The organism is Priestia sp. FSL W8-0524, assembly GCF_038005965.1.
Taxonomy (GTDB): domain Bacteria; phylum Bacillota; class Bacilli; order Bacillales; family Bacillaceae_H; genus Priestia; species Priestia zanthoxyli.
In genome coordinates, this window is the sequence record NZ_JBBOUG010000001.1 from 3,359,168 (window position 1) to 3,374,610 (window position 15,443).

The 15,443-nt window shown below is 36.6% G+C and carries 16 protein-coding genes and 2 pseudogenes; 3 read left to right on the forward strand and 15 right to left on the reverse strand.

The window, feature by feature from the left end:
- The first annotated feature begins 42 nt into the window (after positions 1–42).
- Complete coding sequence (gene lepB / locus NST66_RS17560) at positions 43–597, forward strand: signal peptidase I (RefSeq protein ID WP_165636251.1); 555 nt, start codon at positions 43–45, stop codon at positions 595–597.
- Between the two features lie 85 nt (positions 598–682).
- Here the strand turns inward: lepB and NST66_RS17565 are convergent.
- The 7 genes and pseudogenes from NST66_RS17565 to NST66_RS17595 all read right to left on the reverse strand — a co-directional run.
- Positions 683–853, reverse strand: a pseudogene (locus NST66_RS17565) (carboxymuconolactone decarboxylase family protein); the annotation flags it as partial.
- A gap of 66 nt (positions 854–919) precedes the next feature.
- A pseudogene (locus tag NST66_RS17570) lies at positions 920–1,111 on the reverse strand (tautomerase family protein); the annotation flags it as partial.
- A 114-nt stretch (positions 1,112–1,225) separates the two neighbouring features.
- The gene (locus tag NST66_RS17575; protein ID WP_028414836.1) at positions 1,226–1,852 is read right to left on the reverse strand and encodes a hypothetical protein; all 627 of its coding nucleotides are present in this window, start codon (positions 1,850–1,852) and stop codon (positions 1,226–1,228) included.
- Positions 1,853–1,871: 19 nt separating this feature from the next.
- Positions 1,872–2,423, reverse strand: a complete 552-nt coding sequence (locus tag NST66_RS17580; protein ID WP_028414837.1) for an SF0329 family protein — start codon at positions 2,421–2,423, stop codon at positions 1,872–1,874.
- A 1,017-nt stretch (positions 2,424–3,440) separates the two neighbouring features.
- The gene (locus NST66_RS17585; RefSeq protein ID WP_251439535.1) at positions 3,441–3,791 is read right to left on the reverse strand and encodes a DUF2178 domain-containing protein; all 351 of its coding nucleotides are present in this window, start codon (positions 3,789–3,791) and stop codon (positions 3,441–3,443) included.
- The gene (locus NST66_RS17590; RefSeq protein WP_028414839.1) at positions 3,792–4,019 is read right to left on the reverse strand and encodes a helix-turn-helix transcriptional regulator; all 228 of its coding nucleotides are present in this window, start codon (positions 4,017–4,019) and stop codon (positions 3,792–3,794) included. It lies immediately after the preceding gene.
- Between the two features lie 240 nt (positions 4,020–4,259).
- Positions 4,260–4,844, reverse strand: coding sequence for a DJ-1/PfpI family protein (locus NST66_RS17595; protein WP_165636248.1), 585 nt, complete (start codon positions 4,842–4,844; stop codon positions 4,260–4,262).
- A 137-nt stretch (positions 4,845–4,981) separates the two neighbouring features.
- Here NST66_RS17595 and NST66_RS17600 point away from each other — a divergent pair, with 137 nt between their 5' ends.
- Together NST66_RS17600 and NST66_RS17605 are read left to right on the forward strand one after the other, a co-directional pair.
- Positions 4,982–5,425 (forward strand): Lrp/AsnC family transcriptional regulator, encoded by a 444-nt coding sequence (locus tag NST66_RS17600; RefSeq protein ID WP_340843603.1) that lies wholly within the window; start codon positions 4,982–4,984, stop codon positions 5,423–5,425.
- A gap of 133 nt (positions 5,426–5,558) precedes the next feature.
- Positions 5,559–6,458 carry an alpha/beta hydrolase family protein gene (locus NST66_RS17605; RefSeq protein WP_340843604.1) on the forward strand — a complete coding sequence of 300 codons (900 nt, stop codon included), beginning with the start codon at positions 5,559–5,561 and terminating at the stop codon, positions 6,456–6,458.
- Positions 6,459–6,692: 234 nt separating this feature from the next.
- Here the strand turns inward: NST66_RS17605 and NST66_RS17610 are convergent, their stop codons facing one another.
- The 8 genes from NST66_RS17610 to NST66_RS17645 all read right to left on the reverse strand — a co-directional run bounded on the left by NST66_RS17610 (position 6,693) and on the right by NST66_RS17645 (position 15,443).
- Positions 6,693–8,072, reverse strand: coding sequence for a PTS ascorbate transporter subunit IIC (locus tag NST66_RS17610; RefSeq protein ID WP_028414843.1), 1,380 nt, complete (start codon positions 8,070–8,072; stop codon positions 6,693–6,695).
- 21 nt (positions 8,073–8,093) lie between these two features.
- Entirely contained in the window at positions 8,094–8,375 is a 282-nt protein-coding gene (locus tag NST66_RS17615; RefSeq protein ID WP_028414844.1) for a PTS sugar transporter subunit IIB, read from the reverse strand.
- Positions 8,375–10,417, reverse strand: a complete 2,043-nt coding sequence (locus tag NST66_RS17620) for a PTS sugar transporter subunit IIA (protein WP_165636245.1) — start codon at positions 10,415–10,417, stop codon at positions 8,375–8,377. The genes NST66_RS17615 and NST66_RS17620 overlap by 1 nt, the downstream gene beginning before the upstream one ends.
- Positions 10,418–10,744: 327 nt before the next feature.
- The gene (locus NST66_RS17625) at positions 10,745–11,581 is read right to left on the reverse strand and encodes an alpha/beta fold hydrolase (protein ID WP_165636244.1); all 837 of its coding nucleotides are present in this window, start codon (positions 11,579–11,581) and stop codon (positions 10,745–10,747) included.
- A gap of 36 nt (positions 11,582–11,617) precedes the next feature.
- Positions 11,618–12,709: a low temperature requirement protein A gene (locus NST66_RS17630; RefSeq protein WP_340843605.1), complete on the reverse strand. Its 1,092-nt coding sequence runs from the start codon at positions 12,707–12,709 to the stop codon at positions 11,618–11,620.
- Between the two features lie 256 nt (positions 12,710–12,965).
- A complete protein-coding gene (ycaC, locus tag NST66_RS17635) occupies positions 12,966–13,610 on the reverse strand; it encodes an isochorismate family cysteine hydrolase YcaC (RefSeq protein ID WP_098999684.1) in 645 nt (214 codons plus the stop codon).
- Between the two features lie 172 nt (positions 13,611–13,782).
- On the reverse strand, positions 13,783–14,349 hold the full coding sequence (locus tag NST66_RS17640) for an NADPH-dependent FMN reductase (protein ID WP_340843606.1): 567 nt from the start codon (positions 14,347–14,349) through the stop codon (positions 13,783–13,785).
- A gap of 155 nt (positions 14,350–14,504) precedes the next feature.
- Positions 14,505–15,443, reverse strand: coding sequence for a ring-cleaving dioxygenase (locus tag NST66_RS17645; protein ID WP_340843607.1), 939 nt, complete (start codon positions 15,441–15,443; stop codon positions 14,505–14,507).

Here is a 15,443-nt window from a genome sequence, read left to right on the forward strand (position 1 = left end):
TATACTCTTAAACATGTATTACGGTTGTAGAGGAGTTTTAAATTGAAACAAAAAGAGATTTTTTCGTGGATCAAATCCATCATTATTGCTTGTATCCTGGCTTTTGTGGTGAGAGAGTACATATTTACGCCTATAGTAGTAGACGGCGAATCGATGATGCCTACTTTAAAAGATAGTGAACATATTATTCTTAATGAAATGGGTAAAAATAACCCAGATAATATAAAAAGATTTGATATTATCGTTTTTCACGCTACAAAGGAAAAAGACTATATTAAAAGAGTAATTGGTTTACCGGGTGATCATATAGAATATCGCAATGATACGCTATATATAAACGGAAAAAAATATGAAGAGCCTTATTTGGATCAATACAAAAAAGAAATAATAACAGGCCCGTTAACTGAGGATTTTAAACTTGAGGATTCTACAGGCAGCAAAACTGTTCCAGAAGGTCAATTGTTTGTCATGGGAGATAATAGAATGTATAGCTTAGATAGCAGATCCCCTAAAGTAGGAACAATCTCCGTAGACAAAATCGTAGGAAAAGCAAAATTAGCTTATTGGCCTTTAAAAGAATTTCAATGGATGAAGTAACATATTTAAAAGCTCCCTCACCACAGGGAGTTTTTTCTATTAAAAACAAACTAAAAAGTAATAATATTTATCTATTTTGCCTCTATTATTGCTTCCCCACTATACTCAGTGCTGCAGCTGCTTTTGGCCACCCCACGTAAAAAGCCATATGAGTTATTAGTGCAATAATTTCTTTTTCAGTCACTCCATTCTTTTTTGCCAGCTGCAGATGAAAAGGCATTTGTTCAGTGTTGCCAATACTGATTAAAGCAGAAAGTCACAAAGTTAGGAGCAAGATCTCTCATGTCGTTCAGCGGCTTAGACTCAATGCGGTTATCCATGTTTATTTTTCCTCCTTTTGATTTACCATTTGCGCGATTCCTTGCCCAAATGACCAGTTTTCAAGGGTTGTTTCTTTTAATGTAATAAAGATATTGTTTGTAGAAAGGTCTAAGTCAGTGTGAAGTCCCTCTGCAATGGACTGATATAGCTTCTTTTTCTGCTCGATAGTTCTCCCCTGCCCACATGTAATAGAAGGAAACTTATTGAACGTAATGAATTTATCTATAAAAAAATCCTTTGCTTCCAGGGCAAAGAATTTTTTTGCAGTTATAGAGAGCTTTGTCCCTTTTACAGATTAATATAATACTCATCCACTATCTCTATCATGAGCATAGTTTTTTGATAAGCTGTCTTTAAAGTCTTGAGGAAGCTTCATATTTCTAAAATTTAAGCCAATTAAATCTTCAACATCTTCATTTAAATACGACCATTTAGATGGTGATGTCATTAAATGGTCTAACAAAACAGATTCATTAAAACCTATGACACATATATCTAAGCTCCTTTCTCCCCATATCGCCCACTGCTTAGAAGAAGAAAACCATACCACCTTCTCTGAATTATAGTAAGGGGCATCCGCAGGGTAATCCTCCGGTCCAATTTCTAAGGCATTTCTATACTCTTCACTTGATAAAGAAGTAGGAAGCTTCAAGTAATTAAAATAGCCAAACTCTTTATAAAAATAGTTTGTGGGGTGTGGATCTAAAACCGCAACTGTAACTTCCTTTTCACTAAAGATTTTTGTTAAATATTGTACGGTAGGCCAAAAATCATCACACATCACCCAATAGAACTCTTCAAATAAATAATAATCACACCTTTGGTTAAATACTTGGTCAGGCAATTCCTTATTTGTGTTAAAGATACTTTTTAAATTTTTATTAGTGGATTGAAATTCTTGGATATCTTTAATGAAGAAATTTGTGGGCTTCACAGTTTAGCCTCCTTTTTTATTAACTGGGCGTATGTTTGAACGGCGTGATGTTATCAACCTCGCACCTTAGTTCATAAAATTGCATGATTAAGGGGGGGACATTAGAATCATATCTTAAAGCTTCCAATGTCCTCTTGCCTAACCTTCTATCTACTAATGCAAGAGCTTGAAGAATAATATTCTCAGAATTTAATGCTCGATGAATGGTCAGCTGAGGATACTGGATAAAAGCGCCATAAACATGTTCAGCGTTAAAAACGCCTCTATGTTTTAGAATACTTGCAGTGTAGTCCATATCATCTACCTGGCCAATGAATTCTGGGAAACATTCATATAAACACTCGGGAAAAGGTTTGCTTGTTTTTCTCTTCACTTCCTCCCAGAGGTTATCATGTTCCATTAAATATTCTGCTGAAGAAGCATTAAAAACTTCCTTTTTATCTAAAGTAATCCAAATACGCGTCTGCTCTCCACGAGAAACGTTATATTTAGTTAGATGAATACTCAATCTATGCTTCAATTTACCACAGATTAAATTCCCCATATCTTTCTTTACTTTTGTCCATTTCATACTATCCTTGTACCCCTATTCTTTCCTAAAACTATACGCTTCAGCTTATAGAAACATTATATTATATAAGATATTTGTTTTTCCTAATGTATTCAGCATATCCATATACCTTATCAAGATCTATTTCTTGCTGCTCTTTCTCTTCTAAGTCAAGCACTCTTTTCTATCTGCGTACGAGTTATGCTAAACCGAATATTCAAACCCCATCAACGCAATAAAGAAGCAGCCTCTCGCAAATAATGAGATTGCTTCTTGCACCTTAAAATTTGTCATACAAATTTTGTTTGCTACCTTCACAACAAAAATAGTTTGTGATATACTTCACATATAAGGATCTTCATATGAACTAACAAACTCTTGAATGTAAAATAGAAAAAGCTATTTCACTCCGATGCCAATACGATTGAAATAGCTTTTTTTATGCTCTTATTTCCATCACCCCATCCTTTCTTAGCTGTACGTTGTTTGAGTCTGCTTCCACTTGCTTCTGCATGTGAAGCGCGATCTTTTCAAAATCTATTTCATCATACTTGCTCATAGTCATACTCCTTTTAAATAAAAAACATAAAAGCCGCCTCGGTTTGTCAGATAAGGCAGCTTTTACGAGAAATTTTATATAGAATTTGTTTTACTATGAATTATAGTATATTTTTCCGATAAAAACTATATTTTCCTATAAAGCCACAATTGTCTGTGCAGAGAATATAGTTAACTATAATTTTAATTGTAACTATGATTTAGTTATTGATCATCATCTATTTCATTTTATAAAACGTAACCAATGGTCTATTATAATTGAATGTCTGAAATGTTGAACACTAAAGAAAGGAAATGAATAATGGTTGGTCTGTAGGAATGTATCAATCTTATTCGTCTAAAGATGACCATAAAAATAAGAGTAGGCATTGTCATGAAGTTAATAAGGCTGTTGTAAGAAAATTATAGTTAAAACACTAAAGCCAAAGAAATGTATAGCCTTCTATGACTTTTTTACTGCTGGCAAATCTGCGTCATTCTCTAGTTTAAAAAATCCCTTTTATATCGAACAGCAAGATATATACCTGAAGCAATGAATGCAATGGAATATTTAAATAAGAAGAAAATTTGCCACATATATTCTTTTGGAAAAATCAAGTCGCACAAAATGACTCCATACAGTACAACGAGGGCACTTTTTAAACCGATTTGACTTGTTCTTTCGTCAGACACACTCATACCCATTTTCTTTTGAAAAACATATATTAAAACTGCTCCTACTATAAGCGATATAAATCCAATACAAATAAGCATATTCCAGTTACTATTTGATTGTTCTGTCCAGGTTTTCAAAGGAGTAAAAATGGCATTTTCTATTTTGTCAGTTATCATTTAATCCCTTCCTTTCACATAACTAAAAATATCGTTAACATCTACGTTAAAGAAATCAGCTATTCGAAAAGCTAAAACAAGAGAAGGCGAATAATTATTCTTCTCCATCACATATATCGTTTGTTTAGATACTCCAACTGCGTCAGCCAATTCTTTTTGAGACATCCTGTTTAAAACTCGGTGCTCATACACTTTATTTTCAACGTAGTCACCATTTTTTTCTTTCAATGTAATCACCTTCCTTTTTTTGACTACAAGTATATAATACAACAAACTTTGATAAAGGTAAAGTAAACTTATACAAAAGATAAATATTATTATACAATTTAGGGAAATAAAAAGAGTTAGACTCTTAGCGAGGAGTCTAACTCTTTTTCTATTTCAACATCAAAAAATAAAGTACTCATTTCCTTTTACTGTTTAAAAACGGTTCATTTTCGTTTCTTCGCTAAAAACAATATTTGTTGATTAGTTAAATCCCATTAAGTTTTTCACCTGTTGAACATTCTCTAAAGAAGTTAATTTTTCTAATAGTAAAAAGGCCACATCAAACCCGGTGCTGGGGTTTGAGGAAGTAATTATATTGTGGTCTACGACAATATAATCTTCTTGAACAAGTACACCAAATTCTTTTAACTGTGCCCTTCTTATACTTTTAGGGTGATTATAGGTAGTAGCTTTTTTACCTTCAAGAATTCCACTTTTTCCAAGTGAAAGAGCGGCAACACAGACACTGGCTATAGGTTTTCCTGCTGAGTGAAATTCTCGAATAACCTGCAAGAATCTCTCATCGTAAGCATCTTCGTAAAAATTTGCTTCTTCAAAGCCACCTGGTATAGCAAGCGCATCAAATTCTTTTACATTAATATCTGATACTAGCATTTCTGGAATTACAGTAAAATTCCATGTACATGTTAGTTTTGGATGTAAGCCCGCTGTTATTAGTTCAGTCGTGCCGTCTCCCTCAAATTTATTCCATCCAAACACATCTGTAAAAACGCTTGCTTCTACAGCTTCAAATCCATTTGCTAAAAGTAATAATATTTTCTTCATTAAATCATCTCCTTTCAGTAAATTTTATGAAATACTCATGCAATGTTATATACAAATAATTAGGTTATTTCTAAAGATAGCTTTACTAAATTAGGTAATTACTTGATAATAATTAATAAAAAAAGGTTGACGATAAAATGGACGTAATAGATAGAAAAATACTTCATGAACTGCAGGCAAATGCTAAGATTTCAATGAAAGAATTAGCTCAAAAAGTTTACTTATCTTCTCCTTCTACCATTGAACGAGTGAGAAGGTTAGAGGAAAACGGGATTATAAAAGGCTATAAAACAATTGTTGATGCAGAAAAATTGAATAGAAACATAACTGCGTTTGTTTTATCTGAAACGACAAAATGTAAGGATCTTGCCGCGTTTTGTTGCGTTCATCCTGATGTAATGGAATGTTATCGTGTGGCAGGAAAAATAAGTTACATAGCAAAAATATGTACAGAGTCCGTACATACTTTAGAAGAATTTATTGCTAAAGCTATGGAGTTTGGTACACCTTCAACAAACATCGTTTTATCATCACATACGAATATGGAACTTAAATTATCTCAAGATACTAGCGATGAATAACTTTAAAAAAGCATGTTTATATATTTGTTAGTTAACAGTATCCAAATTGATTTTCCAAGAGAGCTAAATCAATCAAATTTCATATATGAGCCTGTTGTAATAGGGATCTTTAAAAACAAGGAGGAGGATATACGTGCAAATAAAAAAAGATGAAAGACAGGCATTTTATGCCGGATGTCAATTCGTAGATATAGAAGATCAAGGAAATGAACACGTCTTGCCTTTACTTATTATGTATCCTACATACCAAGAAGAAACAGTTGAAAAGATCGGACCTTACACGATAAGCGCTGCGCAAGATGCTCCGCTTTCAGACGGATTATTTCCTTTAGTCATTATTTCTCATGGCGATGGAAGCACGCCTCTTGCTTATCGAACCATTGCCCAGTTTTTAGCACGTCATGGTTTTATTGTAGGGGTACCTCAGCATCCATTTAATAATCGAGAGAATAATACGCTATCTGGAACAATAGATAACCTAAAAAATCGCCCTACTCATATACGTACTGTAATTGATTGGTTTTTAAAAGAAAGTCCCTTTTCTCCGTCCATTAAATCAAATAATATTTCTCTTATTGGCCATTCAATGGGAGGATATACGGCTCTTGCCGTAGCAGGTGGAGTTCCTACTTCTTTTCCTTCTGAATCTCCTGATCAAAAGCCTTATTGTTTATCTGTTGATCATGATAAGCGGATTCAATCACTTATTCTTTTAGCGCCAGCCGCCGGATGGTTCAGAGAAAGAGGGGCTCTTGAAGACGTGAATATACCTATTTTAATGATTACAGGAGAAAAGGATACGATTACTCCTTCTTTTCACGGGGAATTTGTGTTAAATGGGGTTTCTGATGCGGAAAAAGTTCAGCATATCGTTGTAGAAAATGGAGGACATTTTTCATTTCTCAGTCCATTTCCGGACTTTATGAAATCTCCTACCTTCCTCCCTTCTCAGGATCCGGAAGGCTTTAATCGCAAAGAGTTTCATGAAAACCTGCAAAACACTATATTGAACTTTTTATTACATTCTTTTTAACAGATTAGTCAGTTGTACCACCTTTTCTTTTGAAGCAATTATATCTAGAAAAGAGCAGTTAAAATCCCTTAGAAACTGATGAGCTTCTAAGGGATTTTATTTGTAACCTTATGCTTACGAATCAGATGCCGGCACCCTAAAGAATCCTTGAAGCGGTCAGAATGCCTTTGTTAATTGCATGAACTGATAATGAATGGATTGACGATACTACTTCAAGCTCTTGTCTATCATTTTTTATTTCTCGACTTTTTTGTAAGGCACTGCATGACTTTCTTGCTTGCGTATACTGGCCAAGATCATTATCAGTAACACTAAACCAATACCAACCATAATGGTAGTTTTTCCACCGAAATGAGCTAGCCCACTCAAGAATAGTCCCACTATACCGAAGTCTGAATCTGAAAATGTAGCATTTGATAGACCCAAATCTCCCAACACGGGTATTAATAGAATTGGCATGAAACTGATTAAAAGGCCGTTCACAAATGATCCTAAAATCGCACCGCGTACACCACCCATTGCATTTCCAAACACCCCTGCAGCTGCCCCCGTAAAGAAGTGAGGTACTACACCTGGCAAAATAATGATTCCTCCTGATAAAACTAGTATTAACATACTAACAATGCCGCCTAAAAAACTTGAAAAGAAACCAATTAATACAGCGTTTGGTGCATAAGTATATATAATTGGAACATCTAATGCTGGCTTTGAATTTGGCACAATTTTAGAAGATATCCCTTTAAATGCTGGTACAATTTCAGCTAATACCAATCGTACACCAGCTAAAATGACGAAAACGCCGGCAGAAAACATTCCTGCTTGAAGTACCGCAAATAAAATATAGTTTTTTCCGTCACTTAATTTTCCTTCGACATAACCAGGCCCCGCAAAAAGAGCGACAATAACGTAGAAAATCGCCATAGTTAATGCAATACTAACCGTACTGTCTCGTAAGAAGCCGAGCCCTTTTGGAAAGTTAATTTTTTCTGTTGATACAATCTCTTTCTTTCCCTTTACAGCCATCCCCACGAGACCACCAACTGCAAAACCAACTGCTCCAGAATGTCCTAGTGCCACATTATCATTACCTGTTAATTTACGGATAAAAGGCTGAACGAGGGCTGGAGAAAGCGTCATAAAAATTCCCACTGTTAAAGCACCAAAAAGAATTAATGAAAACGATGTAAAACCACTTACGGATAAAATGATGGCAATCATACATGACATGTACAAAGTGATATGTCCTGTCAGAAAAATATATTTAAATCGTGTAAAACGAGCAATCAGCAGGTTTACAATCATACCAAAAAACATAATTAATGCGGTCGAAGAACCATATTTACTCAGTGCAATCGCAACGATGGCTTCATTATTTGGAACGACACCGTTTACGTTAAATGCTGCTTTGAACATTTCTCCAAATGGAGCGAGTGCTTGCTGAAGAATCCCTGCACCTGCTGTAATAACCAGGAACCCAACAAACGTTTTTGTTGTTCCTTTTAGTGTATCTGAAAGATTTTTCTTTTGTGCAAGTAGACCTACTAGAGCAATTATGGCTACTAAAACTGAAGGTTCACTCAGAACGTTAACTAATACATTTAACACCTGATTCATCGCTATCACCTCTCAATTTCTTTACAGTAGATTTTTTTCTTGCAGAACCCCTGTTAATTTAGCGCGTAATTCTTCTAAATCAATAATATTATCCAAAATTACGACGTTTCCTAAGCTTGCCCCGCCCTCTGCAATATCTTTTGCAAGGAAGAACACGTCTGCATCCTCTGGTGTTGCAGAACCTAAATCAGAATGATTTACTTCTACGCCGCTTACTCCCATCTCATTCAACAACTGTTGAATATTCATTTCCACCATAAAACTTGTTCCTAATCCTGATCCGCATACTGTTAAAATTTTCATTATTCATCTTCTCCTTTTTTTCGCATCATAGCTATAATTTCAGCTGAAGTTTCAGCTTCTTTTAAACGTTTTAATGAGTCTTCATTTACTAAAAATGAGGTCAATTCTGACAGTGCTTTTAAATGTAATTTGTTATCAATGGCTGCTAGACAGATAAACAAGTCAATTGCATGTTCTTCTTGGTTCAGTAACAAAACTGGTTTCTTCATTCGTAGAAGGGACATACCAAGCTCTTGTACACCTTGTTCTGGCCGGGCATGAGGAATAGCAATTCCTTTCCCTATATGAATAAAAGCTCCCATTTCTAAAACTCTATCAATCATTGCTTGAGTATAGGCTGAGGTAATATAATGCTGTTCCTCCAAAGGTTTTGCTGCCAATTGGATTGCTTCTTCCCACTCTAGAGAATCGTCAGAGAATTGAATCTTATCCTCTGTTAAAAGTTCAGAAAGCATAGGGGCGTAACTCCTTTCACGTGTATGGCTTTGTCTTAAATGTTTCGTTAAATCTTCATAAAGCGCTTTTTCATTTTTAATAGTTGCATATTTTCGTATGGTCGCCATTAACTTATCCATTGGGATAGTTGATTGAACCGGCAAATTGAAATCAGCTGCCACGGCCTGCTGCAAATAGTTTTCCTCTAGCGCTGTTAATAGTGGACGTGTTAAATAAACAGGCTTGGATGATTCCAAATAAATAGTTGAAAAAATCATATCGTAACTGTCTGGTGACAGTTTTTCGATTTCTGCAGCCGAATATGATTCTGTAAAATGCAATTTTGGAAACAGTTGTCGTAATTGCGTTCGTAGCATCATAGAGGAACTAATCCCGTTTGGGCAAACGATTGTGGCTTTATACACTTTAGGTTTAGCCTCCAGTTTTCGAACATGCCCACCGAATAAAATCGTAAAATACCCTATCTCTTCATCTGAAATACATTTCCCCGTATATTCAGAAAGCGGCTTCAACGCCTGTTTAACAAATTCAAAGAGTACACCGTGCTCTGTTTTAATTGTGTCAATCAACGGATTTGATAATGGCACTTCACAGATGATTCTAAAATAGGCTGGTACCAAATGTTTATATAAGAGCGATTTTAAAATATGCCTTTCCTTAAATGGTACTAATATTAAGCGCTCTACTTCTGAAATAATAGTACTCGATACAAGGTCAAGCTTTTCATCAATATGGAGCTCGTCTATATTCTGCATAGCAGATAACAATTGAACCGTTAGATAGATAACCTCTGCTTCAGCCACTTCATCAAATAAATAAGCTGATAGCTCTTCCCCCATTTTTAGTAAGGGCTGTTCTTTCATTAATTTAATTTGCTTGATTGGTAGAATCAGTTTATGATGCCCAGACCTGCACTGTAGAAATAAGAGTTCATAAACTAGCTGATCTAGCCGGTTACTAACAAAATCAATCCGATATTTTTTAGCTAAATCATTTACGTTCTCTCTAATTGCTGAACCCGTATTTTCATAATTCCAACTATTAAGAACCTGCTTCATCCCTGAAATGCCCATTGGCAATTGCAAAAGTGTTCCAATACAAATAGTTGCAAATCGACGCTTAAGCCTCTCTTCTCCCTCTAGATGAAAGCCATCTGTCCGGTTATAAGATAACTGAATGCCTTCTTTCTCACAATACGAACGAAGCTTTTTAATATCCGCTAGTGCTGTATTCCTGCTTACCTGCAGAAAAGACTGATAATGTATATTTGCTATCGGCTCTTTTCTTATATACGTGTATAAATAAATTAAGTATATCCGCTCAGTCTCTTGAAAAACTGACTGCTGACGGTTAAGCGATGTTCCTTCTAGTTTCCAATAATTTTTAATTCTTTCATCAACCTTAAATTCTATATCAATCACTTGAATTTTCGGTAAATCTAAATTGCTTAATGCATTGTTCAACTTATCAAGCGTATAGGCAAATTGTCGAGGTGATAAATTTATTTGAAGTCTCAACTCCGGAATTGATAACTTCGGGTAATTAATCATCTGCTCAAGCAGCTGCAATGATTTATGATCAAACATCTTATTATCCTCCTCGTGTTTATTATAAAATAGAAGTGTTAGCGATTACATAACTGTTCAATCCAATCTTTGTTGTCATTTTAGAATAGCTGTTGGACTGAAGGTTATATTTCCCATTTAAAAGTTTAACATAAGCTCTCGCACCACAGAATGGCAAACGTTTATTATTTGATTTTTATCTTTTAAAGCTATAGTAAAGCAATTTAAATGACCTCCCCTACTATAGTAAGCTTTTCTATCGGCGTAAAAAAACAAAAAAGAAGTGACCCTTCGGTCACTTCTTCTGTTTATTAACTATTTGCCGAGCTGTTTTTACTTATCAAACATTCAGTCTCTTAAAAACGACAGCAGCGCTTCGTTAAATTCGTGTGCATGCGTTGCATTTAAGCCGTGCGGACCGCCTTTTATTAAAGCTAATTTCGAATCAGAAATGGCTTCATGCGTTCGCTTTCCGCTATATTCAAATGGAACGATCTCGTCTGCATCACCGTGAATAATAAGAGTCGGTATTGTAAACTTAGCTAAATCGTCTCTAAAATCCGTTTTGCTGAAAGCAGCTATACAGTCTAGTGTTCCTTTAGGCGATGCGGCTGCTGCAATATCCCGGTTGTACAGTCGAAATGGTTCGCTGACTAAGCCCTTTCCGTCTTCAGCTCCAAAAAATGTTTTTGTAAAATCATCAAGAAAAGCTAAACGATCATTTTTTACGCCGTTTTCAAATTCTTGAATGCCTGCGTCATCTAATGCTCCTTCAGGATGATCTTCTGACTTATAAAGAAATGGTGGTACAGCTCCTGCAAATACGGCTTTTTCTACTCTATCTGTGCCGTACGTTCCTACATAGCGAGCTACTTCTCCGCCGCCCATTGAAAACCCGACTAGTGTCACATTTTTTAAATCCAAATGTTCTAGCAGCTGATGTAGATCAGCAGCAAATGTATCATAATCGTAGCCGTCCCATGGCTGAGAAGACTTCCCGAATCCTCGGCGGTCATACGTGATGACTCTGTGTCCAGCCTCAACAAGAGCCGGAACTTGATATTCCCAAGATCGTCCGCTTAGTGGCCAGCCGTGAATTAAGACAACCGGCTTTCCTGTCCCGTGGTCCTCATAGTATAGTTCAATAGGTGCTTCATTTTCTGTTCCCACATTAATTTTTGCCATTTTGCTACCTCCATTATATAGTCGTTCTTTATTTGGTTAAGTGGTCGTAACCCTAGCGTAGATCATAAAAAAGATCGCTAATTCTCCTATGATGAGCGTGCTGGGAACAATCAGTATTAAGTTAACAATAAAAAATACCGCTAAAATCCCTAAAAACAAGCCTAAATGATACACTTTCAAACGATGTTCTTCGAATCTATATTGGTGAAAAACAAGAGTGGTTGCCATGAAGTAAAGCAGCACGGATCCGAATACAAAATATAAGCTGAATGTGTACTGAACTTCATGTAAAAACATGAGTTTAATTGATGCTGCAATCATGCTTAGAGACATGAGGATAAGTAAGTGTCCGTAAATAATCGTTTGTCCGGCTCTTTGAATAGACTTGTTTACTTTCTTTTCTACATTCTCAAAGTACTGCCACCACATAGCAATGATCAGGACAAATGAAATAACCGCAAATAAGATTGTATTCCAGTCTCCTTTTTGAGGCTGTATCACAGCAAGAATGCTGACAACGGATTCTCCAAACAGGATTAATGTTAATAAAGCAAAGCGCTCTAATAAATGAGCGGTGTTGGTCGGTAATTTTGCCAGTCTATTATGCCCTAAAATAGGTAAAATCATGTCCACTGCAATTCCTGTATACAACACGGCGTAGCGAATCCACGAATCAAAAAGAAGCGAAAGAAGTGAGATGAAAATCCCAATTCCAAAGCATGTACCTAAAAATACAGCAACTTTTTTTCGTTCATCTCGTTCAAATTTTTGAACAATAAGGTATTGAATCGAGGTTAACGCTCTTAGCCCAATATAGCCAATCAAAAAAGAGACGTAATATTGATTAAAATCTACGGACAGACTTGAGATCATAATAAGAACAAACAGCATTTGAAGAATCATAAAGATGCGCTGATGCAAAAAATCTTGTCCAAACCGATTGATAAACATCGTTTGTCCGGTCCACGCCCACCATATAGGAATAAAGATTAGTACAAACTTTAACAAATACTCTCCATGAATATACCCTTGTTCAACGTGAAGCAAAACATGCGTAGCAGTAGCAACGGCTGCCACAAATAACAAATCATAAAAAAGCTCCAGCCACGTAACTTTTTTTTCTTCCACTACTCCGCATCCCTTCCTATCATTTACCAGGCTGTCGTGAATGTACTTTATTTTATATATAAGAGACGCATACTTCATGAAAGGCAGCTTAGTAAAAGATAGGTGAGCCAACGGTTCATCAGTCGGCTCACCTATCTAACAATTACTTTTATGTTGTTACATTTTCTCCGTCACATAAATGATCCATAGATGCCATTCTACTTTTGTGTTTTATATGTAAAGAGAACGACCGATGCCAAACTTAAGCTCCGCTACGTTAGACACTCTGCTTGCTGAAATCGCGCTGAGCTCCTCTATAGCTGCCCATCAAGTTTTGATAACCAGGAAGATGACTAGAAATTAAATTGCCAAAACCTTCAACGTCGTTGCGCCAGTCACGCTGCAGCTCGCACGCTACGCTAAACCAGTTCATAAGCTGCGCGCCGCCGTGAGCCATACGCGTTAATGCCGCATCTGCGACTTGCTTGTTGAACGTGCCGGAAGCATCTGTCACAACAAACACTTCGTAGCCTGCTTTAATGGCAGAAAGCGCAGGAAAAGCAACGCAGACGTCTGTCACTACACCCGCGATAATCAGCTGTTTTTTGCCTGTCGCTTTAATGGCTTTAACAAAGTCTTCATTGTCCCACGCGTTAATTTGTCCAGGACGAGCTATTTTTGGCGCGTCAGGAAACAAATCAACGAGTTCCCCCATTAGCGGGCCGTTGGGTCCATTTTCAAAGCTAGTTGTTAAAATAACCGGTAAATCAAAGAATTTAGCCGTATCACCAAGAGCCAATACGTTGTTTTTAAATTCATCAACACCATAATCACGTACAAGGCCGGAAATAAGGCCCGTTTGGTGGTCGACTAAAAGCACGGCAGCATCATCTTTTGAAAGGCGAGAGTAAAGATCAGACATTTTATCATCCTCCTTAAATTAAGGCAAGTAAGGACACGTACCTTTTCCATTCCTTACAAGCGGTCTATCATTTGAACGGTTTTTTGGATTTCATTTATGATCTGTTGAGTAAAACATGTATAGAAAGAAAAGCTATTTCTGAGGTGAAGGTTCGTGAGGTGTGTTCTCTTTCTTAATCTAGAACAGGAACAGGCGCTTGATCAATCCAATGAATGAACTGCTGTAAGTAGCGCTGAAGATAGCGTTTCGTTGACTCATCAGTTAGGACCTTTTGTTGAGCATCAACTTTTTCATGAACTTGCGAAATCAGCATTTTTTGAAAGGGTAAAACATTGACTTGCATCGCTTCTAGTACTTCTCTCGTTTGCATTTGAGCAAAAGCCGTACCGAAGCCTCCTGGAGTTGCTCCAATGAGACCAACTGGTTTTCTGTTTAAAACAGAAGAAGTCCGAGGCCTTGATGCCCAGTCCAAAGCATTTTTTAATACCCCTGTAATTCCGGAATTGTACTCTGGACTTACAATGATCACACCGTCAACATCTTGAATCGCAGCTCTAAAGGATGCGACAGATTCTGGTGATCCGTCAACTTCTAAGTCTTCATTAAAAAAAGGCAGGCTGCTTATTTCAATCCAGCGATATTGAGCTGAGTCATCTAATGTAGTCAATGACTCAGCAATCATTCGGTTATACGAATTCTTTCGTAAACTTCCACAAATAAGACCAATGGTTTTTGTCATCTATTCACCTCCTCACTTGGAATTAATTTCATATTACCACGGTGTTTCAAATATAGATATTAGTTTTATATATAGATAAATTAATTCCTTCTTTGTACCTAATTTAGGGTTAAACTAGCGTTTTACCATTACTAAAGGAATTATTTCAGTAAAATTCAGTCTAATTCTCTCACTTCAAAAGGAATCAAAGCTCTTTCAATTTGATCTCGATGGGTTTCGTACTGTTCAGGAAGCATGAGCTTTTCTCCCATTGTTTCAAGTGACTCATCATGTGCAAAGCCTGGAGGGTCTGTTGCAATTTCAAATAGAATTTCTCCGTGTTCTTTAAAGTAAATCGCATTAAAGTAATTTCGATCTCGAACAGCCGTCACTCCGTATCCGCTATCGGCTACGTATTTCTGCCATTCTAACTGATCTTCATCATCTTTTGCTCGCCATGCAATATGGTGAACCGTTCCAACGCCCATTTGCCCGCGTCCAATGGTTGTTAATTTTAAATCGATGATATTTCCAATGTCAGCTGATGATTGAAAACGTATAAAATCTCCTTCTTGCCCTACTTTTTGTAGACCCATTACGTTTTCTAATAATTGAGCTGTTTCATCAGGTCGAACGGATAATAACGTAGCGCCTCCGAATCCTTTAATAGCAACATCCGAATTAATTTCACCAGCTTGCCACATGTTCTTTTCACCTTCTTCTCTTTCCACAATCTCTAGATGCAAACCATGAGGATCGTCAAACTCTAAATACTGCTCTCCAAATCGCTCCATCTTTGTAGCTGGAACTCCAAACTTAGCTAATCGCTGTTCCCAAAAGCCCATCGCACCTTTTGGAACCACATAGGAAGTTACGCCAACTTGCCCGTCGCCTATTTTTCCTTGTCGTGCATTTGCCCACGGAAAGAATGTGATAATCGTTCCAGGTTTTCCGCCTTCATTCCCAAAGTAAAGGTGATACGTTCCTGGATCATCAAAGTTTACCGTTTGTTTGACCAAGCGTAACCCTAACACGCCCGCATAGAAATCAACATTTTCCTGAGGATGACCTACAATCGCCGTGATATGATGAATACCCGCTGTTTTTTTACTCAT

What these genes read in the sequence shown, in the direction of transcription:
- NST66_RS17585 (WP_251439535.1), bottom strand. Translation starts at nt 3,791, where the DNA reads ATGATAACTGACAAAATAGAAAATGCCATTTTTACTCCTTTGAAAACC.
- ycaC (WP_098999684.1), bottom strand. Translation starts at nt 13,610, where the DNA reads ATGTCTGATCTTTACTCTCGCCTTTCAAAAGATGATGCTGCCGTGCTT.
- NST66_RS17640 (WP_340843606.1), bottom strand. Translation starts at nt 14,349, where the DNA reads ATGACAAAAACCATTGGTCTTATTTGTGGAAGTTTACGAAAGAATTCG.
- NST66_RS17615 (WP_028414844.1), bottom strand. Translation starts at nt 8,375, where the DNA reads ATGAAAATTTTAACAGTATGCGGATCAGGATTAGGAACAAGTTTTATG.
- NST66_RS17645 (WP_340843607.1), bottom strand. Translation starts at nt 15,443, where the DNA reads ATGAGTAAAAAAACAGCGGGTATTCATCATATCACGGCGATTGTAGGT.
- NST66_RS17625 (WP_165636244.1), bottom strand. Translation starts at nt 11,581, where the DNA reads ATGGCAAAAATTAATGTGGGAACAGAAAATGAAGCACCTATTGAACTA.
- NST66_RS17580 (WP_028414837.1), bottom strand. Translation starts at nt 2,423, where the DNA reads ATGAAATGGACAAAAGTAAAGAAAGATATGGGGAATTTAATCTGTGGT.
- NST66_RS17595 (WP_165636248.1), bottom strand. Translation starts at nt 4,844, where the DNA reads ATGAAGAAAATATTATTACTTTTAGCAAATGGATTTGAAGCTGTAGAA.
- NST66_RS17620 (WP_165636245.1), bottom strand. Translation starts at nt 10,417, where the DNA reads ATGTTTGATCATAAATCATTGCAGCTGCTTGAGCAGATGATTAATTAC.
- NST66_RS17600 (WP_340843603.1), top strand. Translation starts at nt 4,982, where the DNA reads ATGGACGTAATAGATAGAAAAATACTTCATGAACTGCAGGCAAATGCT.
- NST66_RS17610 (WP_028414843.1), bottom strand. Translation starts at nt 8,072, where the DNA reads ATGAATCAGGTGTTAAATGTATTAGTTAACGTTCTGAGTGAACCTTCA.